At 59.9% G+C, this 25413-nt stretch carries 22 protein-coding genes; 4 read left to right on the forward strand and 18 right to left on the reverse strand.

Translation table 11 applies throughout. From position 1 onward, the window contains the following. Positions 1-24: 24 nt before the first annotated feature. From hisS to QLG03_RS10000, 7 genes are all read right to left on the reverse strand, one after another. A complete protein-coding gene (gene hisS / locus QLG03_RS09970) occupies positions 25-1299 on the reverse strand; it encodes a histidine--tRNA ligase (protein ID WP_102004285.1) in 1275 nt (424 codons plus the stop codon). A 91-nt stretch (positions 1300-1390) separates the two neighbouring features. Continuing rightward, the gene (gene ispG, locus QLG03_RS09975) at positions 1391-2512 is read right to left on the reverse strand and encodes a flavodoxin-dependent (E)-4-hydroxy-3-methylbut-2-enyl-diphosphate synthase (protein ID WP_004201890.1); all 1122 of its coding nucleotides are present in this window, start codon (positions 2510-2512) and stop codon (positions 1391-1393) included. 26 nt (positions 2513-2538) lie between these two features. Then, the gene (rodZ, locus tag QLG03_RS09980) at positions 2539-3531 is read right to left on the reverse strand and encodes a cytoskeleton protein RodZ (protein ID WP_023290635.1); all 993 of its coding nucleotides are present in this window, start codon (positions 3529-3531) and stop codon (positions 2539-2541) included. A gap of 276 nt (positions 3532-3807) precedes the next feature. Further along, positions 3808-4974 (reverse strand): bifunctional tRNA (adenosine(37)-C2)-methyltransferase TrmG/ribosomal RNA large subunit methyltransferase RlmN, encoded by a 1167-nt coding sequence (locus QLG03_RS09985; protein ID WP_002913894.1) that lies wholly within the window; start codon positions 4972-4974, stop codon positions 3808-3810. Between the two features lie 289 nt (positions 4975-5263). Next, on the reverse strand, positions 5264-5695 hold the full coding sequence (gene ndk / locus QLG03_RS09990; RefSeq protein WP_004144312.1) for a nucleoside-diphosphate kinase: 432 nt from the start codon (positions 5693-5695) through the stop codon (positions 5264-5266). 160 nt (positions 5696-5855) lie between these two features. After that, on the reverse strand, positions 5856-8180 hold the full coding sequence (gene pbpC, locus QLG03_RS09995) for a peptidoglycan glycosyltransferase PbpC (protein WP_117136873.1): 2325 nt from the start codon (positions 8178-8180) through the stop codon (positions 5856-5858). Next, positions 8181-13130, reverse strand: a complete 4950-nt coding sequence (locus QLG03_RS10000; protein WP_255988929.1) for an alpha-2-macroglobulin — start codon at positions 13128-13130, stop codon at positions 8181-8183. It lies immediately after the preceding gene. Positions 13131-13336: 206 nt separating this feature from the next. On the opposite strand from QLG03_RS10000, the gene sseA reads away from it, so the two are divergent. From sseA to QLG03_RS10015, 3 genes are all read left to right on the forward strand, one after another. Next, positions 13337-14194, forward strand: coding sequence for a 3-mercaptopyruvate sulfurtransferase (sseA, locus tag QLG03_RS10005; protein WP_023290638.1), 858 nt, complete (start codon positions 13337-13339; stop codon positions 14192-14194). Positions 14195-14358: 164 nt separating this feature from the next. Beyond that, on the forward strand, positions 14359-15009 hold the full coding sequence (locus tag QLG03_RS10010; protein WP_023290639.1) for a DUF5066 family protein: 651 nt from the start codon (positions 14359-14361) through the stop codon (positions 15007-15009). A gap of 101 nt (positions 15010-15110) precedes the next feature. Then, a complete protein-coding gene (locus QLG03_RS10015) occupies positions 15111-15518 on the forward strand; it encodes a hypothetical protein (RefSeq protein ID WP_147734017.1) in 408 nt (135 codons plus the stop codon). 66 nt (positions 15519-15584) lie between these two features. Here the strand turns inward: QLG03_RS10015 and sseB are convergent, their stop codons facing one another. The 11 genes from sseB to trmJ all read right to left on the reverse strand — a co-directional run bounded on the left by sseB (position 15585) and on the right by trmJ (position 24476). Continuing rightward, a complete protein-coding gene (sseB, locus tag QLG03_RS10020; RefSeq protein WP_135719573.1) occupies positions 15585-16361 on the reverse strand; it encodes an enhanced serine sensitivity protein SseB in 777 nt (258 codons plus the stop codon). Positions 16362-16457: 96 nt separating this feature from the next. Beyond that, positions 16458-17744: an aminopeptidase PepB gene (gene pepB / locus QLG03_RS10025; protein ID WP_117129413.1), complete on the reverse strand. Its 1287-nt coding sequence runs from the start codon at positions 17742-17744 to the stop codon at positions 16458-16460. Positions 17745-17851: 107 nt separating this feature from the next. Continuing rightward, a complete protein-coding gene (gene iscX, locus QLG03_RS10030; RefSeq protein ID WP_002913954.1) occupies positions 17852-18052 on the reverse strand; it encodes a Fe-S cluster assembly protein IscX in 201 nt (66 codons plus the stop codon). 1 nt (position 18053) lies between these two features. Next, positions 18054-18389 (reverse strand): ISC system 2Fe-2S type ferredoxin, encoded by a 336-nt coding sequence (gene fdx / locus QLG03_RS10035; protein ID WP_004201872.1) that lies wholly within the window; start codon positions 18387-18389, stop codon positions 18054-18056. A gap of 1 nt (position 18390) precedes the next feature. Beyond that, positions 18391-20241 carry a Fe-S protein assembly chaperone HscA gene (hscA, locus tag QLG03_RS10040; RefSeq protein ID WP_255988924.1) on the reverse strand — a complete coding sequence of 617 codons (1851 nt, stop codon included), beginning with the start codon at positions 20239-20241 and terminating at the stop codon, positions 18391-18393. A gap of 15 nt (positions 20242-20256) precedes the next feature. Next, positions 20257-20772 carry a co-chaperone HscB gene (gene hscB, locus QLG03_RS10045; protein WP_023290644.1) on the reverse strand — a complete coding sequence of 172 codons (516 nt, stop codon included), beginning with the start codon at positions 20770-20772 and terminating at the stop codon, positions 20257-20259. A gap of 74 nt (positions 20773-20846) precedes the next feature. Continuing rightward, entirely contained in the window at positions 20847-21170 is a 324-nt protein-coding gene (iscA, locus tag QLG03_RS10050) for an iron-sulfur cluster assembly protein IscA (protein ID WP_002913979.1), read from the reverse strand. A gap of 17 nt (positions 21171-21187) precedes the next feature. Continuing rightward, positions 21188-21574, reverse strand: a complete 387-nt coding sequence (iscU, locus tag QLG03_RS10055; protein ID WP_002913991.1) for a Fe-S cluster assembly scaffold IscU — start codon at positions 21572-21574, stop codon at positions 21188-21190. A 26-nt stretch (positions 21575-21600) separates the two neighbouring features. Beyond that, the gene (iscS, locus tag QLG03_RS10060; RefSeq protein WP_017900428.1) at positions 21601-22815 is read right to left on the reverse strand and encodes a cysteine desulfurase; all 1215 of its coding nucleotides are present in this window, start codon (positions 22813-22815) and stop codon (positions 21601-21603) included. 178 nt (positions 22816-22993) lie between these two features. Next, the gene (gene iscR / locus QLG03_RS10065) at positions 22994-23485 is read right to left on the reverse strand and encodes a Fe-S cluster assembly transcriptional regulator IscR (protein ID WP_002913993.1); all 492 of its coding nucleotides are present in this window, start codon (positions 23483-23485) and stop codon (positions 22994-22996) included. Positions 23486-23741: 256 nt separating this feature from the next. Next, on the reverse strand, positions 23742-24476 hold the full coding sequence (gene trmJ / locus QLG03_RS10070) for a tRNA (cytosine(32)/uridine(32)-2'-O)-methyltransferase TrmJ (RefSeq protein ID WP_023290645.1): 735 nt from the start codon (positions 24474-24476) through the stop codon (positions 23742-23744). 120 nt (positions 24477-24596) lie between these two features. Between trmJ and suhB the strand changes: the two genes are divergently transcribed. Continuing rightward, positions 24597-25400, forward strand: coding sequence for an inositol-1-monophosphatase (suhB, locus tag QLG03_RS10075; RefSeq protein WP_002913995.1), 804 nt, complete (start codon positions 24597-24599; stop codon positions 25398-25400). Positions 25401-25413: the final 13 nt, after the last annotated feature.

Below are 25413 nucleotides of genomic sequence, written 5' to 3' on the forward strand. Positions count from 1 at the left end.
TCCTGACTAATAATTCCCGGGAGATTAACCCAGAAGTGTGCGCAAATGCGCGGCAACGCTCTCCTGCGTTACGGTAGTTTGCTCACCTGAGCGTAAATCCTTCACTACCACGTTTCCGTCAGCGATCTCTGACTCACCCACCACCAGGGCGATACGTGCGCCCCATTTATCGGCACGGGCGAACTGCTTCTTAAAGTTGCCGCCGCCGTGGTTGGTCATCAGTTTCACGCCGGGCAGCGCATCGCGAACCTGCTCAGCCAGACGCATGGCGGCGGACTGAGTATCGGTCCCGGAGGCTACCAGGTATATATCGACAACAGGATCGGCTTTAAATTCCGGATTCACTGCCTGGACCAGTAAAACAAGACGTTCCAGACCCATGGCGAAGCCCACGCCCGGGGTGGCACGACCGCCAAGCTGCTCAACCAGGCCGTCGTAGCGGCCGCCGGCGCAGACGGTGCCCTGAGAACCGAGACTGGTGGTCACCCACTCAAACACGGTGCGGTTATAGTAGTCGAGGCCGCGCACCAGGCGCTGGTTGACGGTATAGCGGATCCCGGCATCGTCAAGCAACGCGCACAGGCCGACAAAGTGGGCTTTCGACTCTTCGTCGAGATAATCGCCGAGCGCCGGCGCGTCGTTCAGCAGCGCCTGCACGTCCGGGTTTTTGGAGTCCAGCACCCGCAGCGGATTGGTATACATCCGGCGTTTGCTGTCTTCATCAAGCTTATCGGTAAACTGCTCGAGATAAGCCACCAGCGCGTCGCGGTAGTTGGCGCGGGCTTCCAGAGAACCGATGGAGTTCAGCTCAAGGCTGACATGATCGGAGATGCCCAGCTCACGCCACCAGCGCGCGGTCAGCATGATCAGCTCCGCATCGATGTCCGGCCCCTGCAGGCCGAAAACTTCGGCGCCGATCTGATGGAACTGGCGGTAACGGCCTTTCTGCGGACGCTCGTGGCGGAACATCGGCCCGACGTACCACAGGCGCTGTTCTTGATTGTACAGCAGACCATGTTCGATGCCGGCTCGTACGCAGCCCGCCGTCCCTTCCGGACGCAGCGTCAGGCTGTCGCCGTTGCGGTCCTCAAAGGTGTACATCTCTTTTTCAACCACGTCGGTCACTTCGCCGATCGCGCGTTTGAATAACGGGGTCTGCTCTACAATCGGCAAACGGATTTCGCTGTAACCGTAGCTACCGAGCACCTGCTTCAGTGAGCCTTCAATGCGCTGCCAGAGAGCGGTTTCGCCCGGCAGATAATCGTTCATGCCACGGATGGCTTGAATGTTCTTTGCCACGTTTATTCTCTTTATATATACAAAAATGAACCCCGGCGCCTCGCGCCCGCAGGTTCAATCATACACGGGAAGCGTATCGCTTCCCAACACGTTATTTTGCTTCAAGCTGTTGAACGTCAATCCGACGGGCTTCATCGAGCATCGAGGCTTTGGCGCGGATCCGCGCTTCCAGCTGGTCGATCATGTCGTTGTTGTCCAGGCGATCTTTACGCACGCCGTCTTCATACAGGCCGCTTTTCTTGTTGCCGCCGGTCACGCCGAGGGTGGAAACCAGCGCTTCGCCCGGGCCGTTCACCACGCAGCCGATGATCGAAACATCCATCGGAGTGATGATATCTTCCAGACGTTGCTCCAGGGCGTTCACCGTCCCGATAACGTCAAACTCCTGACGCGAACAGGTCGGGCAGGCGATGAAATTAATACCGCGGGAACGAATACGCAGCGATTTGAGGATATCGAAGCCGACCTTGATCTCCTCCACCGGATCCGCCGCCAGCGAGACGCGCAGCGTATCGCCGATCCCTTCAGACAACAGCAGCCCAAGACCGATCGCCGATTTCACCGCGCCGCTGCGCGCGCCGCCCGCTTCGGTGATCCCGAGGTGCAGCGGTTGATCGATCTGTTTCGCCAGCAGGCGATAAGACTCTACCGCCAGGAAGACGTCGGAGGCTTTAACGCTGACTTTAAACTGATCGAAATTGAGGCGATCGAGATGATCGACGTGGCGCATGGCGGATTCGAGCAGCGCCTGCGGCGTCGGCTCGCCATATTTTTCCTGCAGATCTTTTTCCAGCGAGCCGGCGTTAACGCCGATGCGGATCGGGATATTTTTATCGCGCGCGCAATCTACGACCATGCGGATGCGCTCTTCGTTGCCGATGTTGCCCGGGTTGATACGCAGGCAGTCGACGCCGTATTCCGCGACTTTCAGCGCAATACGGTAGTCAAAGTGGATATCGGCGACCAGCGGGACGTTGACCTGCTGTTTGATCAGTTTGAACGCCTCGGCGGCGTCCATCGTCGGAACAGAGACGCGGACAATATCCGCGCCCACGCGCTCTAACGCTTTGATTTGATTTACGGTTGCCGCCACATCAGTGGTGCGCGTATTAGTCATTGACTGAACGGCGATGGGAGCCCCATCGCCAATTGGCACATTACCAACGTAAATACGTTTAGATTTTCTACGTTGAATCGGAGCCTGGTTATGCATGAAAAATCTCCCGCGTTACCCGTCTGTTACTGCGCCGGTGATGATTCGGCATTAAGGGTCAGACGCGCAACCTGGTTAGTTCTGATAAAACGACTTAAATCGACAGGCTTGCCCAGATACTGGATCTCTACCGCAGCCGGGGCGCCAATTTTCAGCTTATACGGCGCCTGACCGCTCAGGTTCAGGTTGCCGCCTTTACGCTGCAGGCCGCTGAACAGTTTTTTGCCGGTGGCATCGCTCACTTCCAGCCAGCAATCGGCGGAAAAGTTCATCACCAGATCCTGCGCCGCCGCCGCCGGGTTCGTCACGTTCGCCTGATCGGTCGGCAATGGCGAGGCCGGGGTAGCCGGCGCCGTCGGCGCCGCGCCTGCGGTATCGACATTGGCCTGGGAAGGCGCGACAACGGCGTTATTGTCCGCCGGCGTCTGGGCCGGGGCGCTGGTGGTCGGGGCGCTGGCGGTATCGGTTGGCGCGCTGTTCGCAGCGCTATCGGCGGTCGGGGCTGCCGGGGCGCTGGTATCCAGCGGCACGCTCTGGCTGCTGGTGTCGCCGCTGTTCAGCTCAGCGGAAGACTGATCGGCCATGGTGGAGATCTCTTCCTGCTGCGCCTTATGGTCTTGCCACCACCAGGCGCCGCTCAGGCCGATAACCACAAACAGCACCAGCCAGGTGAAGCTCATCAGCCAGCCGTCGCGTTTTTTGCGACGTTTACCTAAAGAGAAGCTCTGCATTGGCGCGACTTTCGCCGCGCGGATGGGCGCTTGCTTAGCCATCATCGGCAGCAGCTCGTCTTCCGGGATATGTACGAGGCGAGCATAGGAGCGGATGTACCCGCGCAGGAAGGTGGAAGCGAGGTCGGCAGGCGCCTTATCGTCTTCAATATCACGAACCGTGGACACCTTCAGGCATAAGCGTTCTGCCACCGCTTGCTGGCTAAGTCCGAGTTGTTCGCGGGCGTGACGCAGACGCGCGCCCGTGGTGTTTGCTTCTTGATGATCTTGAGTGGCTTCAGTATTCATTCGCTACAACTACTGGTACGTGAAATTTAAAGTTCAGCGCGGGAAAAAGCCGGCGCCGCGAGACATCTGTGGTACGTCAGCCTCACAGTATAGGACTGTCAGCCGCGCGATCACAGAGACGAATCAAAATTGAATGCTAAGCGGTTGTTGTGCCGCTACATACTGCCTCAAAGTCGACAAAAACGCACCGTAATTATTAACCGAATCAGCGTATTTCGCCTGGCTATTGGTCATAAATATGACCCGTGCCGCCTGCGCTGCACGGGCCATCATTTGTCAGACCGCTTTTACGTCAATCGCTTCGCCCTGCATCCGCTTACGCAGCGTGCGCTTGGTACGGTCGATGACGTCGCCCGCCAGCTGACCGCAGGCGGCATCGATATCGTCGCCGCGCGTTTTACGCACGATGGTCGTAAAGCCGTACTCCATCAGAACTTTGGAGAAACGGTCGATGCGGCTGTTGGAGCTGCGGCCATACGGCGCGCCCGGGAACGGGTTCCATGGGATCAGGTTGATCTTGCACGGCGTATCTTTCAGCAGCGCCGCCAGTTCGTGGGCGTGCTCGGTGCCGTCGTTGACATGATCCAGCATCACGTACTCGATGGTCACCCGGCCCTGGTTGGCGTTGGACTTCGAAATATAGCCGCGCACCGAGTTGAGGAAGGTCTCGATGTTGTACTTTTTGTTGATCGGGACGATTTCGTCACGAATGGTGTCGTTCGGCGCGTGCAGGGAGATGGCCAGCGCGACGTCGATCATATCGCCGAGTTTATCCAGCGCCGGCACCACGCCGGACGTCGACAGGGTGACGCGACGTTTGGAGAGGCCAAAGCCGAAATCGTCGAGCATGATTTCCATTGCCGGAACGACATTGTTGAGGTTCAGCAGCGGCTCGCCCATGCCCATCATCACCACGTTGGTGATCGGACGTACGCCGGTGGTCTTCACCGCGCCGACGATTTTCGCCGCGCGCCAGACCTGGCCGATAATTTCGGAAACCCGCAGGTTGCGGTTAAAGCCCTGCTGGGCGGTGGAGCAGAATTTACACTCCAGCGCGCAGCCTACCTGGGAGGAGACGCACAGGGTGGCGCGGTCTTCTTCCGGGATATAGACGGTCTCGACGCGCTGATCGCCAACGGCAATCGCCCATTTAATGGTCCCGTCGGTTGAGCGTTGCTCTTCAACCACTTCCGGGGCGCGGATCTCCGCCACTTCTTTCAATTTACTGCGCAGGACTTTGTTGATGTCAGTCATCTCATCAAAGTCGTCGCAGCAGTAGTGATACATCCATTTCATCACCTGATCGGCGCGGAAAGGCTTCTCGCCCATGTTTTTGAAAAACTCGCGCATCTGCTGACGGTTTAAATCCAGCAGGTTGATTTTGGCATCTTTGTTCGGCACCGTCAGAGCGGCGGTATCAGGCGTGACAATTTGTTCAGACATAATGTTTTCCGGCCTCGTTATTACACGTTATGGCCCCAGGTGGGTTGAAAAAGAAACGCCCCGGAGAGCGACAGCTCGTCCAGGGGCGCTATATTCTACAAATTCTGGCGGATCATTGCCACGTTTGCACAAAGCAATGATAAAAAATCTGTTACTGCGTACATAATCCTCTATGGCTTTTCGATTGTCGCAAGGCGGCAAGCAAGTGAATCCCCGGGAGCATAGATAACTATGTGACCGGGGTGAACGCGCGTAGCCAACGCCGCGACGGTCGAAAAGACGACGAGGATTAGCGAGTGCGCGGGCAAACCTCGCCTTCAGCAAAGAAGAACGCGATTTCGCGTGCAGCGGATTCTACAGAGTCGGAACCGTGGGTGCCGTTCTCGGTGAAGCTGTCAGCGTAGTCAGCGCGCAGGGTACCCGCCAGGGCGTTTGCCGGGTTGGTGGCGCCCAGCAGGTCACGGTGACGCTGAACGGCGTTTTCGCCTTCCAGGACGGAAACCACGATCGGGCCGGAGGTCATGAACTCAACCAGACCGTCGAAGAACGGGCGACCTTCGTGCTCAGCATAGAAACCACGAGCCTGCTCTACGGTCAGGTGCAGCATTTTGGTGCCGACGATTTTGAACCCTGCAGCTTCAAAGCGGGAAAAGATGCTGCCAATAACGTTTTTTGCCACCGCGTTTGGTTTGATGATGGAAAAAGTACGTTCAATAGCCATGATTACCTCTAATTAAATGTTCTGTTGTTGCGCATACGATCGTATGGCCTGGCGCGCATTATAATGAGCATCCCCGCCCCTGCCTACGGCTGAAGGTAACATTTTGTTAAAATAAGATGAGTATTGAAAACACAAACCGCCAACAACAAATTTACCCTGGTTATTGCAGGGTAAAACGCGCGGCCGCCGTTTGTCCTGCCTCATCCATCACCACCAGCTGCCACTCGCCGGGCTTATCCAGAGTTAGCGTGGTTCTCGCGCCGGCGGCATCTATCGGCTGGCCGTTGATAAACCACCAGCGCCGCCCTTCACCACCGCTGGTTTGCAGGGGCAACATCACCCGCGCCTCCCCCGGCAGACGTTTAATCACCGCCCCCTCGCGAACCCCGGAGAGCACCAGCGGCGCGGCATCCTGAGTTTGCAACGGCGGGCATGCCTTCGATGCCGGCCCCAGACGCGCGGAGCGACGTTCCCCCGGCGGTAGCCAGGGATCCAGCGGCAGCGGCCAGACCTCCACCACACTTTCGCGCGCCCCGGGACAATCCGCCGCCACCCGTTCGCCGTGTTCATTGCGCCACACCGGGAAGCGGATCCCGCGCACGCCCTCCTGCCCCGGCAGCAGCAGGGTCGGCGGCTGGCTGTCTTCCAGCAGCCAGCTGGCCAGGCGACGACGGCAGTTGCTGTCGCCCGCCGGCAGCGCCTGGCCGCCGGGCCAGCAGAGCGTCCCGCGGCTGACCGTTGCCGGTCGCGGATCGACCGGCAGGCCGCCGCGGCTCATCGCCGGGCGGGCGAGCAGCAGATTATTGACCTGATTGAGCAACGGCACCGCGCTGGCGAAGCCAAACTGCCCCACCACCGGCGTACCGTCCGGACGCCCGGTCCAGATGCCAATCAGATAACGCGCATTGAGGCCCACCGCCCACGCATCGCGATACCCGTAGCTGGTGCCGGTCTTCCAGGCCAGCGGCACCACTTGCGGGAGTGAGGCATCGGGAACCGGCTGCGCTTCGCCGGCCAGGATGCGCCGGACGATCCACGCCGCCCCCGGGGATATCAGCGCCCTTTCCACCAGCGGGTCTCCGGGCGTCATGCGCAGCCGCGCCGCCTTCCCGTGGCGGGCAAAGGCGCTGTACGCCGCGACGATATCTTCCAGCCTCGCTCCGGCGCCGCCGAGGATCAACGACAGATTCGGCTCGGCGCCGGCGGGCAGCATCAGGGGCAACCCGGCATTGCGCAAATTCGCCGCGAAACGTTTGGGCCCGTAGGCTTCGAGCACCTGGACCGCCGGCAGATTCAGGGAGCGCACCAGCGCGTCGCTGGCGCTCACCGGGCCGTGAAAGCCGCTGTCAAAGTTACCGGGGCGATAATCGCTAAAGCGCCGCGGCACATCCTGCAATAACGACGCCGGATGGATCAGTCCTTCATCCATCGCCAGCGCATAAATAAAGGGTTTCAGCACCGACCCAGGCGAACGGACCGCCGACGCCATATCAATGTGGCCAAAGCGACTGTCGTCCGTAATATCCGCCGACCCCACCCAGCCGCGGACTTTCATATCCGTGTGGTCGACGACAACCATCGCCAGCGAACTGCGCGGCGGCAGGCGCGACTTCCAGTTCAGCGCCAGATCCTCGAGCTGTCGCTGCAGTCCGGCATCGAGGGTCGTCACCACCTTTTCCTCACGACTGGTCGCCAGCGCCCGGCGGGCGAAGAGCGGCGCCAGCTGCGGCATCTGCCGCGGAAACAGCCACACCGGCTCCTCCATCGCCTCCTTTACCGCCAGCCTCGGCCAGACGCCCTGGCTGACCATGCGCGCAAGGACTTTATCCCGCGCCGCCTGGGCCCGCTGCGGCCAGCGGTCCGGACGTAAACGGCTGGGCGCCTGGGGCAGCACCGCCAGCAGCGCCGCCTCGCCGTAGCTGAGCTGCGCGGGCGGCTTGCCGAGATAAGCCCAACTGGCCGCGCCGATCCCCTGCAGGGTGCCGCCAAAGGGCGCACGGTTCAGATACAGGGTCAGGATTTCGCTCTTTGACAGATGCCACTCCAGCTGCAGCGCCCGCCACAGCTGGCGCAGCTTGCCGCCGAAAGTGCGGGGGTGGGGATCGAGCAGGCGCGCCACCTGCATGGTGAGGGTACTGCCGCCGGAAATGACCCGCCCGGAGGTAAGATCCTGCCAGGCGGCGCGCACTACAGCGAAGGGATTGACCCCCGGATGGCGCCAGAACCAGCGGTCCTCATACTGAATAAGCGCCTGCAGATAGCGCGGCGACACGTCGGCGAGAGTCACCGGATAACGCCAGACGCCCTGCGCGTCGGCAAACCGCCACAGGGGGGTCCCGTCCTCCGCCACGACCACCCGGGCAGGCGTGACGTCATGCAGCGGCAGCGGCCACAGGCGATCGGCGGTCAGAACCGCCAGCCACAGCAGAAAAATAAACGCCGCCAGCCAGCGCCAGCGGCGTTTTACCCGATGCACTACGCCCATTTACGGCGTCACGGTGAGCGGACCGCTGGCGGTCCCGGTCGCCCGCCACTGCGGCACATACATCGATTCCACCTGCGGCTGCGGGACCTGGTAGGTGCCCGGCGTGACCGCCCGCGCCAGGTAGACCAGCGTCACCGGCTGACCTTCATTGACCGCGACAGCGGCGACGAAGCGGTCGTCGCGGAACTCGATATGCTGAATATCGGCCTGCTGCATCTGGTTAAGGAGGTTTTGCACCGCTTCGCCATTCTCCTGCAGGCTGGCGCTGCTGTTGGCCAGATTCTGGTTTTCCAGCTCGAGTCCCGCCGGCAGCAGGTCAACCACCAGCGCGTCAGGCACGTTGCGTCTGGCGGTCACCTCCAGCTTGACCAGCACCAGTTCGCCGCTGCGCAGAGACGACAGCGACTTCTGCCGCCCCTGGGTATCGAAAACGGCGCGTTCAATCCCCAGGACGTTGCCGCCTGGCTGCGGCGCGCTTTGCGGATAGCCGCTGCTGTCCAGACGCAGCCACAGCGGTTGACTGCCGGTGTTGCTCACCTGCAACGTCGCCAGCCGATCGCCGTCGAGGTTACGGGTTTGCGCTTTATCGCCGGCCAGCGGCTCAGCCTGCAGCGAGGTTTGCGCCTGCCAGTTGCCCGGCAGGTCGGCAAGCGTACGTCCGGCAAGGAACAGGGCGTTGGTTTCCTGGGTCGACAGCCAGCGCTGGCCGTAGGCCTCTTCCGACAGCGTGCTCAACAGCGTGTTTTGCACCTCCGGCAGCAGCTTGTTCTCTTCCAGCAGCGCCAGCTTCAGCGCGTCATCGCGAAGCGGGCTACCGTAATCGCCCAGCCAACGATTCTCATCATGGCGCGGCGTGGTAACCGCCAGCTTCATGGCCTCATCGCCGCGCGGCGCATCGCCCATGGTTTTCAGCGCAATGCCGAGCTGCAACAGCGGCAGGCCGGATCGCGCCTGGTCGTGACGGCTCCAGATTTCACGCAATGCGCCGAGGGGGGCTTTTTGCTGACGCGCCAGCACCAGCGCGGCATAGGCCTGAGCGGCAAAGCGGCTGGCCTGGGCGTCGTCGCTGTAGCGCACGGTCATCAGCCCCGGCTCCTGAAGATAGCGCAGCAGGCGTTCGTTACCTTTATTAATGGCGTTGACCGGTACGCTATAGCCCTGCTCGCCCGCGCGAACAAGGAAATCCATGGCGTAAGCGGTCAGCCAGTACTCTTCCGGCCCCTCTTTATCCCATAGCGCAAAGCCGCCGTTTTCCAGTTGCATCTGCAGCAGGCGCGAGATCCCGACATCGATTGCCGCGCGACGTTTTTCGTCGCTGTCCCCGCTGATGCCCAGCGCTTTTAGCTGCGCCGCGCTGGTATACAGGGACGGGAACAGGCCGCTGGCGGTCTGCTCAAGGCAGCCGTAAGGATAGGCTTTCAGGTCGCGGATATAGCGCGCGAGATTCAGCGGCGGCTTGCCGCTGAGCAGCAGCTGGCCCTGCAGCGTCTGCGGGGCGAAACCTGCCGATTGCGCCGCTGGCGCCTGCCAGCTTTCGCCGGGCTGCAGCACGGCGCCGCTGTTGACGGTCTGCGCCGGGAACGCCGGACGAACGCCGATTTTCCACTGCTTCTGCAGCGGGGCGAAGGTTTCCCCCGGCAGGCTCAGGCCGCTGATAGTGGCGCTCACCTGGCCATCGCCAAAGCCCGGCAGCGCGCTCACCGGCACAAACAGCGTGCTGCGCGCCCCCGGCGCCAGCTGCACCGACGGCAGTTGACCCTCGGTCAAGGTCACCAGTCCGCTGGCGGCAAGGTGTACCTGCAGAGTTTGCGGTTTATCGGTCAGGTTGCTGAGATCCAGCGCCAGACGGGTGGTGTCGCCGCTGGCGAGGAAGCGCGGGGTATTCAGCTCGGCGATGACCGGGGCGGCCACCACCACTTTATCTTCGCTGCTGCCGAAGTCATCCGCCGTCCAGGCCTGAGCCATCACCCGCAGCTCGCCGTTAAAATCACCGATCGGCAGCGTCACCGTCCCTTCGCCCTGATCGTTCAGCACCACCGGCTGCGCCTGCTGGGCGATGATGGTCACATGGTTAACCGGCGGTTTACCGCCACGTTTTAACTCGTCGCCATCGCCGCCGAAGCGCAGACTGGCCACACGCCCCTGCCCTTCAATCACCTGGCCGTAAATATCATAAATATCCGCCCCATAACGTTTCTGGCCGAAGAAGGCGTTCCACGGATCCGGGGTGGCGTAATCGGTAATATTCAGCACCCCGCTATCGACAGCCGAGAGCAGAACGTTAACCTGCTTCGGCGCCTCTCCCTCTTTGACGCTGGCTTTCACTTTCACCGTCAGCGGCTGGTTGGGGCGCATTTTATCCGGGGCCTCCAGCGCCAGCGTCAGGCGACGGTTTTCATCGCCCAGCGGCAGATGCAGCAGGCCCACCGCGCGTTTCGGCGTCGCCGAGCGGGATTTATCGCCGGGGCGAACCACCAGCGTGCTGAGGTAGAGGTCGTGGCGATTCCAGGCGTTATCCATCGGGATCGACAGGTCCATCCCTTCGGCGGGTACGTCAAGCTCCTGCCACCACAGCGGCCCTTCGCTGGATTCCACCATCGCGTAGCCTTTACCCGCCGCCGGGGCGGAGATGTGCAGCCTGATGGTGTCGCCCGGCTTATAGCTCGGTTTATCCAGCTTCATGGTGACCCGGTCCGGGCGCGCTGCGCCGGTGCCTTCGCTGTTATCCTGCCAGCTGTAGCCCGCCCAGAAGCGCACGCTGCTGACGACATCGTCCGGTCCTTTCACCTCCAGGCGATAGGAGCCCCACTCTACCGGAAAGCTCACTTTACCGATCTGGCCGGCCTGCAGATCCAGCGACTCCTCGCCCTCCTGCAGATCTTTTTGATCGAACTGCGACTGCCAGCCTTCGCTATCGGACCAGTTCCAGTAATAATCCCGGCGCTCGCGGATCAGCCGTACCTGCAGGCCGGAAACGGCTTTTTTCTCGCCTTTGGCGTCGGCATAGACGATATCGAACGCGGCGTTGCTGTTTTCATCCACCACCGGCTGCTTCACCGTGGTGTCGGTGCGGTAGTCGTAAACGTCCTTCAGGGTAAATTGCGGGCGGATCCCCGGCAGCGCCTCGGCAGGCCAGATCGGCTGCTTAACCGTACGGGTGACCGGACGCCCACCGGACTCCAGCAGGCTCGCCTGCAACACCACCTGCAGCGGCGAATGGCTATCCTGCCACTGGCTGGAGGTGGTCACTTCGCCATGGCCTTTTTCATCCAGCGTCAGCTGGACTTCATCAAGGCTGCGGGAGAGATTTTCTTCTGCGATATCGCCGAACTCAAAGCCCGGCAGCGCGGCGACGGCGTCGCGAAGCGGGCGCAGGAACAGTTTGCCCTGCAGCGTGTTGCCGCTGGCCGGCGCGCCGTAGAGATAAGCGCCGCTGACATCAAAGGCGACATCGGCATTCGGCGCGACAGGCGCCGCCTGCGGCGTCAGCTTCAGCGCCATGCGTTCCGGCATAAAGTCTTCGACGTGGAAATCCCACTCGCGGGGCTGGTTGTCGCCGGTGCTGGCGCGAATGTGCCACATGCCGGTGGCCGCGCCGCTGTCGAGCGGATAAGTAAACTGGTACAGGCCGTTAACCGGTTTGCTCATCTCCGAGCGGATCACCTGGCCATCCGGCTGGACCACCTCCAGCTTCACCGGCTGTTCCGCCAGCGGCTTGCCGTCGCTATCGCGCAGCAGCGCATTGAGGATCACCGTTTCGCCCGGACGATAGAGATCCCGTGGGCCAAACATAAAGAACTGTTTGCTGAAGCCTGGCGCGCCGGCAATGGAGAACTCAGCCAGATCCAGCGCCGGCAGTTTGAGGTCGAGCAGCGTGGTCTGTCCCTCTTTGCGCGCCAGCAGCAGCGCGGCTTCTTTATCGGTTTGCAGGGTGACGTGGCCCTGGCTATCGCTTTTCGCCTGCGCCAGGGTCTGCCCTTTGGCGTTGAGCAGCTGGACATCGATACCAGACTGGGCGGCGCCGTTTTCCAGGCTCTGGGTAAAGACGTCCAGCCGGTTGTGGTAGCGATGCGCCGACACGCCGATGTCGCTAAGGGTAAACAGCGTCGCCGCGTTGCTGTAGCTATAATGACCCGCCGGGTTCATGACCGCCACGTAGACGCCAGGCTGCTGGAGCGGCTTGATGTCGCTCAGCGGCAGCAGCAGCTTTTCGCGGGTATTGCGCGCCGGATTGAGGTCAAAGCGGCCGCTGTATACCAGATCGGCCATCTTCAGCAGCTCGTCGGATTCCCAGTTGCTTAATGAATTGCGGTATTCCCACTGGCTGACGAAGGCCGAGAGCGATTCCGGCTTAATGCGGAAGAAGTTCACGTCGACGTTATCGACGTTCAGCGCCATCACCGGCAGCCCGGCGATCACGTTGCCCGGCAGCAGCGAGCCGCGGCTGGCAAATCCGACGCTTGGCGCGATATCGCGGGTAGTCAGGGTCTTCTCGAACGGTTTATCGAGCGTCGCCTTGTTCAGGGCGGTCAGCGTCGGGTCGACCGAGACAATCAGCTCGCGCTTTGGCTCAAGGTGACGCAGACGCAGCTCTTTCAGGTTCGGCGCCAGCTCCCACGCGCCATCTACCTTACCGCTCTTCTTATCCACCAGGTGCACGCTGCGGGAGAAATCCTGGTCCGGCTGCAGCGGTACGGAAAAGGTCAGCACCAGGGTCGCGGCGCCATCCAGCTGCACCTCCGAGGCGTCGAGCAGCGTCAGCGCTTTGCCCTGGCTTTTTTCCGCCAGCGCCGCCAGCTGGGCGCTGTCCGGTTTTGCCGCCGCGCCAGGGCCGCTATCGGCGGCCGGCGTCGGGGCCGTAGCCTGCGGTGTACCGCTGTCATCACACCCGGTTAATGAAAATGCGGTAAGGAGCGCCAGTGACAGCGCCGCTAAACGAAATGGTTTCATCCTTCTAACCCCTCGGCCGGTGGGCCTGATGCAAATTATCACTTTTTATTATGCGTTAAGGCGGCGCTTCTCAACAGTGATGACGCGGGTTTCTGCCGATTAATCAGAAAAGTGCCGTGACGTCGTCCCCACTCTGGCGTCCTTAACTTGTCAGCACCCGTTAAAACGCCGACAATTCAGTCATGAATAGTAAAACGGAGGCACCTATGTCCACCTCGTTTTTTGTCGCCGCCGACTGGCTGGCGGAACATATTGATGACCCGGAGATCCAGATTATCGACGCCCGCATGGCGCCCGCCGGGCAGGAGGCCCTGCGCGATATGGCCGCGGAGTACCGCGCCGGCCACGTGCCGAACGCGCTGTTTTTCGATATCGAGGCGCTGTCCGATCACACCAGCCCGCTGCCGCATATGATGCCGCGCGCCGAGGCGTTTGCCGTGGCCATGCGCGAACTGGGCGTCTGCAGCGATAAGCACCTGGTCGTCTATGACGAAGGCAATCTGTTTTCCGCCCCGCGCGCCTGGTGGATGCTGCGCGCCTTTGGCGTGGAGAAAGTGTCGATTCTGGCCGGTGGGCTGGAGGGCTGGCGTCGCGACGAGCTGCCGCTGGAACAAGGGGTGCCGGAGGTGGCCGAAGGAGAATTCGACGTGCGGTTCGATCCTCAGCAAATTAAGCGCCTGACCGACGTGCTGCTGGTCAGCCATGAAGGATCGGCGCAGATTGTCGATGCGCGTCCGGCGGCCCGGTTTAACGGCCAGGCTGACGAACCGCGCCCCGGCCTGCGGCGCGGGCATATCCCCGGCGCGCTGAACGTCCCGTGGACGGAGCTGGTGATTAACGGCGAGCTGAAGACCGTCGACGAGCTGAACGACATCTTTTTGCGTCAGGGCGTCGATTTTGATCGGCCCATTATCGCCAGCTGCGGGTCCGGCGTGACGGCGGCGGTGGTCGTGCTGGCGCTCACCACGCTTGGCGTGAACGGCGTCTGCCTGTACGACGGCTCATGGAGCGAATGGGGGGCGCGCAGCGATCTGCCGATTGAACCGGCTCCTGCCGCTCAGTAAACGCCGCATGGCCGCGGACGTCCCGTCCCGCGGCCACTAAATAATTTCTGATTTTCTCCGCCTCATTCTCCTGCCAGTCGCTAAACCAGCTACTCTGTGCGGCCGCAGGGCTTGCGCCTGCCGTGTTGGCTTTACTGCCGCCCACTATATAAGGAAATTGAATGATGGCTTTTTCATTAGCGGATCTCATGGATGTCGTACACAAGCACAACCGCAATCCCACCCCGAAACCGATGCCTGTAGACGAAGTGGATCGCCTGCGCGTCCGGAAATACCGTGATCCGCAAAATAGCGAAACCGTGGCGCTTCCGGAGAGTCTGAAAGCGCTGCTGGCCTACGATTGCCAGCTGACAAGCCCCTACGGTCAACGGGTGCTGGAATCGGTTCTGAACGCCATTGATGAACATGGCGTCCTGCTTTCCGACTCACTGGATGAAGAGGCTTATTATATGAATGGCCTTGATATGATCGGGCTGGATTTTGAAGAGCTAATGCCCGTCTGGAACGACGATCCGCGTCTTCCTGCCCTGATTCGCCTCTGCCATCCCGGGGATCAGCAGGTATTTATCTACGTCACCGAGCGTGATGAACAGGGTGAATATCCTGTCGTCCGCTTCGAGGGTAAAGAGAATGAGCTTTGGCTGGCAGAATCGTCGCTGATTGAATATTTGCAGGGGATTTTTACCGGTGGAAAGGAGAGCCACGACGAATGGCAGCATCAACAAGCCCTCAACGAGTCACGCGATGGCGCCTTGCTGGAGCTGGAATATATTCATGAGGATCTTTACGCCAGGCTCGAAGGTTGTCCTGACTAATTCACCATCTCCCACCGATAGCGCGATTAACGCGCGCCGTCGGGGCCAGCGCCAGGATTGAGCGTTTAATCTATAACCTGATGGCACCACAAGGAGTGAAAATGGCATTAGTCTCCAACCCAGATTTTGCTTATTCCCCGCGCCTTCCCTGGCTGGGAGGCATAGCTGGCCTGCTGGTCGGCGGCGCAATCCTCTATTTTTGGCCGCAATGGAACCGGACATGGTTAAGCCTGGTTCCTGCGCCCGTTTCCGTTTATACCCGCTTTCTCGGCGTCACTTTGGAAGACGTCCCGCTGATCACCTATGGTCATCAAGCGCTGCTGGGTTTTCTGATGGTGCTGGTCGCCGGGCTGGTAGCAGCGCTACGCTATCTGCTGGGAGAGGAAAGGTGCCGTGCCTGGCGCGGGGATATGGCGCTCTTCAACGGCGTCGTCACGCTGTGCGTGACGGGATTTCTGCTCTATAACATGGTGTCAGCCTATCCGCGGATCGTTGCCGCCCTGCATTAACTTTTGCAACCCCGCTTTTGCATCGAGCTGAAAGCATACCGAAACCGGGGGCAGCCGCCCCCGCTGTCAGATAATGCGGTTTTGTTTGAAATCGCGCAGGAAGCTGCCCCAGCGCTTTTCATAGAACGGCGTGATATGGGCAATCATAAAGTGGCTGATGCCCTTCTCGCCTTCCACCACCTGGCAAATATCGATCGGCTCATCGCCGGGCAGGGTATCGGTGGCCACGCTGCCGGTGGTCTGAATGATGGACTCGATATCCCCTTCCGCTTCAATGCCGATCAGCAGATTAGCGGGCGCGTCGGCGTGCTCTTTGATCGAGCACAGGAACGCCCGCTTGACGGTTTTCAGCGTTTTGAAAAGCGTGGTCAGCGAATCCACCATCTGCGCCGGCGGCTCGGCGACTTCAGACAGCAGCAGCGCTTCCCCCCCTTCCAGCACCGTCTGGGTGCTGAGCGGGCTGCCCTCTTCCCCGAGCAGATGGCTGATTTCGCGCGGGGTAAACGCTTTACCGTTCGGCAGCTTCGGGTTGAGGAACAGCGATTCACCGAGAGTCATCGCCATCAGCGTGCGGGCCGGCATCATCACGAAAGCCTGTTCGTCTTCCACCGCCTGCTGCAGGGCCTCAAGCGAAGTGAAGAACGGAATGACCGACGTGCCGTCATCTTTTTCCCAGTGCTGCAGATCCAGCGCGCTATCTTCGACAATCTGCTCGCCATCGGCTGCGCGGCCTGGTACCCAGACGGTGGCCTCAAGCAGCGCGCTGAAAAATGCCGGACGATAAGCGGGCTCGGTAGCCGCTTTTTCCAGCAGGGTTTCTAATTCGTTTTTGGTTTCGGACATAGTTTGGCTACTTCAAAAATCGCCCGGCGGCGCTACGTCCGCACGGGCCTGCGGATTTTCCAGGCCGGGTAAGCGTAGCGCCACCCGGCAAGGCCATTACTCAGCCGTCAGCAGATTGGCGATAGTACGTACGCCAAGCCCCGTCGCGCCCGCCGACCACTGCTCAACGGCAGATTTGCGGTAGGTTGCCGAACAGTCGATATGCAGCCAGCCCTGGTGGTAGTTTTCAACGAAATGGGACAGGAAGCCCGCCGCGGTGCTGGCGCCGGCCGGATAGGCGGCGCTGCCGGTATTGTTCAGTTCCGCGAAATTAGACGGCAGCTGATGACGGTGGAATTCGGCCAGCGGCAGACGCCAGAACGCTTCATTTTCCGCCTGAGCGCTCGCCAGCAGGCGATTCGCCAGCGCATCGTCAAAGCTGAACAGCGCGTGGTAGTCGTTGCCGAGCGCGGTTTTCGCCGCGCCGGTCAGGGTGGCGGCATCGATGATCAGCTCCGGCTTCTGCGCCGAAGCGTCAATCAGGCCATCCGCCAGCACCAGACGACCTTCGGCGTCGGTGTTCATGACTTCGACGGTTTTGCCGTTGCGATAATGAATAATATCGCCCAGTTTGAAAGCGTTACCGCTGATCAGGTTGTCGGCGCAGCACAGATAGAGCTTCACGCGCTTGTTCAGCCCGCGGGTAATAGCGAAGGCCAGGGCGCCGGTGATAGTCGCCGCGCCGCCCATATCGGATTTCATTGAATCCATAAAGGCGCTCTGTTTGATGCTGTAGCCGCCGGAATCAAAGGTGATGCCTTTACCTACCAGACAGGCGTATACCGGGGCTTCTTTATCGCCGGTCGGGTTATAGTCCAGCGCCAGCAAAACCGGCGGGCGCTCGGAGCCGCGGCCCACCGTGTGCAGGCCGAGATAGCCCTGCTCACGCAGATCTTCGCCTTTGGTGATGCGATAGCTCATCTTCTCGCCCGCCACGCTGCACAGCAGGTCGACGGCGCGCTGCGCCAGCTGTTCCGGGCCCAGCTCTTCCGCCGGCGCATTGATGGTGTCGCGCACCCAGTCAATAATGGTCAGACGGTTATCCAGTTCGCTTTTCTGCGCATCGTCCAGCGTCGGCCATTCAACTTTACGGGTGCCTTTCGGGCCTTTATAACCCGCCCAGAACGCCCACGCGCGGTCGGTGTTCCAGCCTTCGCCGCTTAACGCGACATGCTTGATCCCCATGCCGTCAATTTTACGCGCCGCGCGCTGAATCAAGCCCAGGTCGTCTTTGCCGTTGAGATGCAGGGCGATGCCGTCATGATTAATGCTGTAAGACGCCTTTTCTCCCCAGCGCGCATCGGCTGGCTGAGTGCAAAGCGTAATCTTCATGGCTTCGGTCATTATCATTATCCTTCTTAGCAAACGGGCCACCGTATGGCAGCCCGTAACGTTCTCTCGCTCAATGATTCATCCGACTTTATACCGCCGCATAAATCATGATGCGAAAATTATTCGGCTTCGTCTAACCAGACTAACAGAATCGCCTCGAGAATTTTTTCATTGGATGCGTTCGGGTCATCATCAAACTCTTCCAGATCGCAAATCCACTGATGCATGTCGGTAAAGCGAACGGTTTTTGGGTCGAGGTCAGGGTAAGCGTCATACAGCGCTTCGCCGATTTCACGACTGTCGGTCCATTTCAGTGCCATATTAGTGCTCGCGTGCGTGGTTGATGGTGTAACGCGGGATCTCAACGACCAGATCTTCGTCGGTGACGCGCGCCTGGCAGCTCAGGCGGCTGTCAGGCTCCAGTCCCCAGGCTTTATCCAGCATATCGTCTTCATCTTCGGTACTTTCCGCCAGCGAGTCAAAGCCTTCACGCACGATGCAGTGGCAGGTGGTGCAGGCACAGGATTTTTCGCAGGCGTGTTCAATCTCGATGCCGCTACGCAGCGCCGCATCCAGAATAGTTTCACCGGTCTCAGCTTCCACAACGATGCCATCCGGACACAGGTCCTGGTGGGGCAGAAATACAATTTTTGGCATTTTAAACCTCGTCCACGGATTGGCCTTTCAGCGCGATACGGACCGACTGATCCATACGGCGGGCGGCGAATTCCTGGGTTTGTGTGTCGATATTTTTAATCGCTTCTTTAATGGCGTCGGCGTCGACGCCTGCCGCGGCGGCGCGTACCTGCTCCGCAGCGTCATCGATAGCCTGACGCTCCGCGGCGCTTAACAGCGCGGCGTCGGCGGCCAGCGCGCTTGTCAGGCTCTCCAGGACGCGTGCGGCTTCCACTTTCTGTTCAGCCAGCATGCGCGCCTGAATATCCTGTTCGGCGTAGCTCATCGAATCTTTAATCATGGTGGCGATTTCGCCATCGGTCAGACCGTAAGACGGTTTCACCTGAATAGAGGCTTCCACGCCGGTCGACTTTTCCATCGCCGTGACGCTCAGCAGGCCATCGGCGTCCACCTGGAAGGTGACGCGAATATGCGCCCCGCCCGCCGGCAGCGCCGGGATACCGCGCAGCGCAAAGCGCGCCAGGGAGCGGCAATCCTGCACCAGCTCACGCTCGCCCTGCATCACATGAATGGACATCGCCGTTTGGCCATCTTTGAAGGTGGTGAACTCCTGGGCGCGGGCCACCGGAATGGTGGTATTACGCGGGATCACTTTCTCCACCAGGCCGCCCATGGTTTCCAGCCCTAACGACAGCGGGATAACGTCGAGCAGCAACAGTTCGCTGTCCGGCTTGTTGCCGACCAGAATATTGGCCTGGATCGCCGCGCCAATGGCGACGACTTTGTCAGGGTCGATGGAGGTCAGCGGGGTGCGACCGAAGAAGTCGCCGACGCGCTCGCGCACCAGCGGCACGCGGGTGGAACCGCCGACCATCACCACTTCCAGCACCTCTTGCGCCTCAACGCCAGCGTCTTTCAGCGCCCGGCGGCAGGCCATTAACGTGCGTTTTACCAGCGGGGCGATCAGATCGTTAAACTGGCTGCGAGTAATATCGCCCTGCCAGCCGCCGACCTCAACGTGCGCCACCTCGGCATCGCTAAGGGCGATTTTCGCCGCGATGGCGGCATCCAGCAGCTCACGCTGCAGGCGGTTGTCGCTACGGTCGCTGAAGCCCGCCTGCTCGCGCAGGTAGTCCGCCAGCAGATGATCGAAATCATCGCCGCCGAGGGCCGAGTCGCCGCCGGTGGCCAGCACTTCAAACACCCCGCGGCTTAAGCGCAGAATAGAAATATCAAAGGTGCCGCCGCCGAGATCGTAGACCGCAATCACCCCTTCCTGGCCGGAATCAAGGCCATAGGCGATAGCCGCCGCGGTCGGTTCATTAAGCAGTCGCAGCACGTGCAGACCCGCCAGGCGCGCCGCGTCTTTGGTCCCCTGACGCTGGGCGTCATCAAAGTAAGCGGGGACGGTGATGACCACGCCGTCGAGCTCGCCGGCCAGCGCTTCAGTGGCCCGGGCGGCCAGCGCTTTCAGGATATCGGCGGAGACGCGAATCGGGTTCAGCAGGCCGCCGGCGGTCTGGATCATCGGCAGGCCGTTTTCACTGGCCTGCAGCTGATACGGCAGATGCGGATAGCGGTGTTGGATATCGGCGAGGGAGCGCCCCATCATCCGTTTCACGGAGCTGATGGTGTTGGCGGGATCCTGGGCGGCGTTCACCCGGGCGTCATAGCCGACGGTCAGCCCCGATGCGTGGTAATTCACCACCGACGGCAGCAGATAGCGGCCTTGATGATCGGGCAGAGTCTCGGCCTGGCCGCTACGCACGGTAGCCACCAGAGAATTGGTGGTGCCCAGGTCGATACCGGCCGCCAGACGACGCTGGTGCGGCGCGGCGCTCAGGCCGGGCTCACTAATTTGTAATAAGGCCATAATTGCTTCCGAAAATTAAAAATCGAGCAGTTTTTCTTCGAGTTCTTCAGCACTGCTGCGCAGTTTATCGAGGAAACGGAGCTTACGAACCGTGTCCGCCGCCGCCTCCCAGCTCTCATTATGCAATTGGTCAACCATCAGCTGATGGCGGGTATCAAACAGCGCTTTCACTCGTTTGATAAAGCCTTCCAGCCGCGCTTCGTCTTTCGCCTGGCCGATCTCATCCAGCTCTTCGCGCAGTTCCAGCTGTTCCATCAGGAACGCGGTATCGCGAACGGTATGCTGCTCGCTGGCCAGATCGAAGCCATGCAGCGAGAGGAGGTATTCTGCGCGGGTCAGGGGATGGCGCAGCGTCTGCCAGGCCTGGTTAATGGTGGCGGAGTACTGAACCGCCGCAAGCTGTTCCGCAGCGGGCGCGCTGGCAAATTTATCCGGATGGTACTGGCGCTGCAGATCCTGATACCGGACAGCCAGTTGTTCAAGCGAGAGGGTATAGCTGGCTGGTAACCCGAAGAGGGTGAAATAGTCCATAGTAACCTCAGGGTCATGCATCTAAACGAAAACCCCACGCGCGGCGTGACCGCGGTGGGGTTGGGGAGTACCGATTATACGTTAAAGCTTTCGCCGCAGCCGCACTCATCTTTGACGTTAGGGTTAGTGAACTTGAACCCTTCGTTAAGGCCTTCTTTGACGAAGTCCAGCTGCGTGCCGTCGAGGAATTGCAGACTTTTGCCGTCGATCACGACCTTCACGCCTTTGTCTTCAAACACGGTGTCTTCAGCCGCCGGCTCGTCAACAAACTCCAGTACATAGGCCATACCTGAGCAGCCGGAGGTTCTCACGCCCAGGCGCAGGCCAAACCCTTTTCCGCGGTTTGCCAGGAAGGCATTGACTCGCGCTGCTGCACTGTCGCTAAGAGTAATCGACATAACAAAACCTCAACTAATTATTTTGCTTCACGTTTGCTTTTGTAATCCGCAATCGCGGCTTTAATCGCGTCTTCCGCCAGAATAGAGCAGTGAATTTTCACCGGCGGCAGCTCCAGTTCATCGGCGATATCGGTGTTCTTGATCGCCTGCGCTTCGTCCAGGGATTTACCCTTCACCCACTCGGTGACCAGAGAGCTGGAAGCGATAGCGGAACCGCAGCCGTAGGTCTTGAAGCGCGCGTCTTCAATGATACCTTCATTGTTGACTTTAATCTGCAACTTCATCACGTCGCCGCAGGCCGGCGCGCCGACCATGCCGCTGCCGACGTTCTCGTCGCTGTTGTCAAAAGAGCCGACGTTGCGCGGGTTCTCGTAATGATCGATAACTTTTTCGCTGTAAGCCATGATGAATTCTCCTTATTGGTGCCGAATTAGTGATGTGACCATTCAATACTGTTCAGATCCACGCCCTGTTTGAACATTTCCCACAGTGGAGAAAGCTCGCGCAGACGGCCAATGGATTTACGAATCAGGTTGATGGCGTAGTCAATCTCTTCTTCGGTAGTGAAACGACCTAAAGAGAAACGAATAGAACTGTGCGCCAGTTCATCAGTCATGCCTAACGCGCGCAGCACGTAGGATGGCTCAAGGCTCGCGGAAGTACAGGCTGAACCGGAGGAAACCGCCAGGTCTTTCAGCGCCATAATCAGCGACTCGCCTTCAACATAGTTGAAGCTGACGTTAAGAATGTTCGGCGCGCCCTGCTCGAGGTCGCCGTTGAGGTACACTTCTTCCATATCCTTCACGCCATTCCACAGACGGTTGCGCAGCGTGCGCAGACGCGCCATCTCGCTTTCCATCTCTTCTTTGGCGATACGGTAAGCTTCACCCATGCCGACGATCTGGTGAACAGGCAGAGTACCGGAACGCATACCGCGCTCGTGGCCGCCGCCGTGGATTTGCGCTTCGATACGAATACGCGGCTTACGACGCACGTACAGCGCGCCGATGCCTTTCGGACCGTAGATTTTGTGACCGGAGAAGGACATCAGGTCAACTTTCAGCTGGCTCAGATCGATAGGCAGCTTGCCCACGCTCTGGGTGGCGTCTACGTGGTAAATGATACCGCGGGCGCGACACATCTCGCCGATGGTAGCGATATCCTGCACCACGCCGATTTCGTTATTCACATGCATGATGGAAACCAGGATGGTGTCGTCACGCATCGCCGCTTCCAGCTCTTTCAGATCGATAATCCCGTTGCTCTGCGGCGCCAGGTAGGTCACTTCGAAGCCTTCGCGCTCCAGCTGACGGCAGGTATCCAGAACCGCTTTATGCTCGGTTTTGCTGGTGATGATGTGCTTGCCTTTTTTCTGATAAAAGTTGGCTGCACCCTTGATCGCCAGGTTGTCGGATTCAGTCGCACCAGAGGTAAAGACGATTTCGCGCGGGTCGGCACCGACCAGCTCGGCAATCTGATTGCGGGCGATATCAACCGCCTCTTCAGCCTGCCAGCCAAAACGGTGGGAACGGGAGGCCGGGTTACCAAAGGTCCCGTCCATGGTCAGGAACTGCATCATTTTCTCGGCAACACGCGGGTCCACCGGCGTGGTTGCGGAGTAATCGAGGTAAATCGGTAATTTCATTGCTCTTAAACTCCGTACATCACTCAATGCAAGGAATCAGGCAACCGGCTTGATGTACGACCGAGTACACGGAATGTCGGAGCATCCCGGCCTGATTCTGAAAGCTCTTTATAATCGTTGTCCCGCCGTTTCGCGCTGCCTCGCCCTGTCAGCCGCAGCCCGAAACGGGACGGGTCACTCAGGCGCGCAGTTTAACGTCGATCGCGTCCTGGGTGCGCGCATTGCGCTGGGTTTCGTGCTGATGCTGACGACCGGAAACATCGAGGATCTCCTGGTTATTCACCAGTTCCCCGAGGGTGATATTGTTCAGGAAGCCGGTCAGGCGTTCGCTCAGATCGCGCCACAGCGCGTGAGTCAGGCATTTATCACCGCCCTGACAGCCGCCCTTGCCCTGGCAACGGGTGGCGTCAACGGATTCGTCCACGGCGCTAATGACTTCGCCGACGGCGATACTGCCGGCATCTTTACCTAACAGATAACCGCCGCCTGGGCCACGAACGCTGGAAACCAGGCCATTTTTACGCAGGCGAGAGAACAGCTGTTCCAGATAGGAAAGCGAAATTCCCTGACGCTCTGAAATATCTGCCAACGGCACCGGGCCCGTTTCAGAGTTGAGCGCAACGTCAAGCATCGCGGTCACGGCATAACGCCCTTTAGATGTCAGTCTCATGTCTTACTTAACCTCAAACTCGCCCCTGGCCGGGCTTTTTATTAATATGGGTATTGCATAGCAGGGCCAAGTCTGACATTCCCGAGTAATTTGGTCAACTATTTACTTGACTGTTTTAGTCAGGTATTTGGCTTTCCGTGCCGTTTTCCTTCCGCGTTGCCGGGCGCCCTCACCCCGGCCCTCTCCCACCAGGAGATAGCAAGGGCCGCGTGATTTGCATGCCGGATAAGCGCAGCGCCATCCGGCATCAACGCGGTTACTTGCCTTTATTCTGCTGGTCAATCGAGGCCAGCATGCCGCGCAGGATGTTCAGCTCCTGGCTTTCCGGGCGCGCACGAGTGAACAGACGACGCAGTTTGTTCATCACCTGCCCCGGATGATTCGGGCGGATAAAGCCCGTCGCCAGCAGCGTCTGCTCAAGATGACCGTAGAAACGCTCCAGGTCATCCACCAGCGGGTACGGCGCTTCTTCGTGCTCAACCGCCGGCTGCGCTTGCTCCTGCGCCGCCAGCCAGGCCATCCGCACTTCGTAGGCGATAACCTGCACCGCCATCGCCAGGTTCAGCGAGCTGTACTCCGGGTTGGCGGCGATGGCCACATGGTAGTGACACTTCTGCAGTTCGTCGTTGGTCAGGCCAACGCGCTCGCGGCCAAACACCAGCGCCACCGGCGCATGCTGGCCTTCGGCGATGCTTTTCAGGCCGCATTCGCGGGGATCGAGCATCGGCCACGGCAGCGTGCGGGAGCGCGCGCTGGTGCCAACCACCAGGCTACAGCCCGCCAGCGCTTCATCAAGGGTATCGACGATCTGCGCGTTGCCAATGACGTCGCTGGCGCCCGCGGCCAGCGCAATGGCCTGGGAATCAGGTTTCACCAGCGGATTGACCAGCCACAGGTTGGTTAAGCCCATGGTTTTCATCGCGCGGGCAACGGAGCCCATATTGCCGGTGTGGGAGGTTTCTACCAGTACGATTCGAATATTTTGCAGCATTATGGTTCTTCGGCTAAAGATTATTCGGGCATGCTACCATAAAACGGAGACATAAGCAGAATTCGCTGTTATTATATGCGCCGTTTTTTCCCGTTCTTTAACATCCAGTGAGAGAGACCGATGCATCCGATGCTGAACATCGCCGTGCGCGCCGCGCGCAAGGCGGGTAATTTAATTGCCAAACACTACGAAACGCCAGACACCGTAGAAACCAGCCAGAAAGGCAGCAATGATTTTGTGACCAACGTCGATAAAGCCGCCGAAGCGATTATTATCGAAACCATTCGCAAATCTTACCCGCAGCACACCATTATCACCGAAGAAAGCGGTGAACACGCTGGTGAAGAGCAGGATGTTCAATGGGTTATCGATCCACTGGATGGCACCACCAACTTCGTTAAACGTCTGCCGCACTTCTCTGTTTCCATCGCCGTACGCATCAAAGGCCGTACTGAAGTCGCGGTGGTTTACGATCCGATGCGTAACGAACTGTTCACCGCGACCCGCGGCCAGGGCGCGCAGCTGAACGGCTACCGTCTGCGCGGCAGCAACGCTCGCGACCTCGACGGCACCATCATCGCGACCGGTTTCCCGTTCAAGGCGAAGCAGCATGCCACCACTTACATGAATATTCTCGGCAACATGTTCACCGAATGCGCCGATTTCCGCCGCACCGGCTCCGCCGCGCTGGATCTGGCCTACGTTGCCGCCGGCCGCGTTGACGGTTACTTTGAAATTGCCCTGAAACCATGGGATTTCGCCGCAGGCGAGCTGATCGCCCGTGAAGCAGGCGCTATCGTTTGCGACTTCACCGGCGGTCATAACTATATGCTGACGGGCAACATCGTTGCCGGTAACCCGCGTGTGGTGAAAGCGATGCTGGCGAATATGCGCGAGCAGCTGAGCGACGCGCTGAAGCGTTAATCTCTTGCAGATG

Origin of the sequence: Klebsiella sp. V115_8 (assembly GCF_029967715.1) — a bacterium.
GTDB classification, from domain to species: Bacteria; Pseudomonadota; Gammaproteobacteria; order Enterobacterales; family Enterobacteriaceae; genus Klebsiella; species Klebsiella quasipneumoniae.

What these genes read in the sequence shown, in the direction of transcription:
- ispG (WP_004201890.1), bottom strand. Translation starts at nt 2,512, where the DNA reads ATGCATAACCAGGCTCCGATTCAACGTAGAAAATCTAAACGTATTTAC.
- rodZ (WP_023290635.1), bottom strand. Translation starts at nt 3,531, where the DNA reads ATGAATACTGAAGCCACTCAAGATCATCAAGAAGCAAACACCACGGGC.
- QLG03_RS09985 (WP_002913894.1), bottom strand. Translation starts at nt 4,974, where the DNA reads ATGTCTGAACAAATTGTCACGCCTGATACCGCCGCTCTGACGGTGCCG.
- ndk (WP_004144312.1), bottom strand. Translation starts at nt 5,695, where the DNA reads ATGGCTATTGAACGTACTTTTTCCATCATCAAACCAAACGCGGTGGCA.
- pbpC (WP_117136873.1), bottom strand. Translation starts at nt 8,180, where the DNA reads ATGGGCGTAGTGCATCGGGTAAAACGCCGCTGGCGCTGGCTGGCGGCG.
- QLG03_RS10000 (WP_255988929.1), bottom strand. Translation starts at nt 13,130, where the DNA reads ATGAAACCATTTCGTTTAGCGGCGCTGTCACTGGCGCTCCTTACCGCA.
- sseA (WP_023290638.1), top strand. Translation starts at nt 13,337, where the DNA reads ATGTCCACCTCGTTTTTTGTCGCCGCCGACTGGCTGGCGGAACATATT.
- QLG03_RS10010 (WP_023290639.1), top strand. Translation starts at nt 14,359, where the DNA reads ATGGCTTTTTCATTAGCGGATCTCATGGATGTCGTACACAAGCACAAC.
- QLG03_RS10015 (WP_147734017.1), top strand. Translation starts at nt 15,111, where the DNA reads ATGGCATTAGTCTCCAACCCAGATTTTGCTTATTCCCCGCGCCTTCCC.
- sseB (WP_135719573.1), bottom strand. Translation starts at nt 16,361, where the DNA reads ATGTCCGAAACCAAAAACGAATTAGAAACCCTGCTGGAAAAAGCGGCT.
- pepB (WP_117129413.1), bottom strand. Translation starts at nt 17,744, where the DNA reads ATGACCGAAGCCATGAAGATTACGCTTTGCACTCAGCCAGCCGATGCG.
- iscX (WP_002913954.1), bottom strand. Translation starts at nt 18,052, where the DNA reads ATGGCACTGAAATGGACCGACAGTCGTGAAATCGGCGAAGCGCTGTAT.
- fdx (WP_004201872.1), bottom strand. Translation starts at nt 18,389, where the DNA reads ATGCCAAAAATTGTATTTCTGCCCCACCAGGACCTGTGTCCGGATGGC.
- hscA (WP_255988924.1), bottom strand. Translation starts at nt 20,241, where the DNA reads ATGGCCTTATTACAAATTAGTGAGCCCGGCCTGAGCGCCGCGCCGCAC.
- hscB (WP_023290644.1), bottom strand. Translation starts at nt 20,772, where the DNA reads ATGGACTATTTCACCCTCTTCGGGTTACCAGCCAGCTATACCCTCTCG.
- iscA (WP_002913979.1), bottom strand. Translation starts at nt 21,170, where the DNA reads ATGTCGATTACTCTTAGCGACAGTGCAGCAGCGCGAGTCAATGCCTTC.
- iscU (WP_002913991.1), bottom strand. Translation starts at nt 21,574, where the DNA reads ATGGCTTACAGCGAAAAAGTTATCGATCATTACGAGAACCCGCGCAAC.
- iscS (WP_017900428.1), bottom strand. Translation starts at nt 22,815, where the DNA reads ATGAAATTACCGATTTACCTCGATTACTCCGCAACCACGCCGGTGGAC.
- iscR (WP_002913993.1), bottom strand. Translation starts at nt 23,485, where the DNA reads ATGAGACTGACATCTAAAGGGCGTTATGCCGTGACCGCGATGCTTGAC.
- trmJ (WP_023290645.1), bottom strand. Translation starts at nt 24,476, where the DNA reads ATGCTGCAAAATATTCGAATCGTACTGGTAGAAACCTCCCACACCGGC.
- suhB (WP_002913995.1), top strand. Translation starts at nt 24,597, where the DNA reads ATGCATCCGATGCTGAACATCGCCGTGCGCGCCGCGCGCAAGGCGGGT.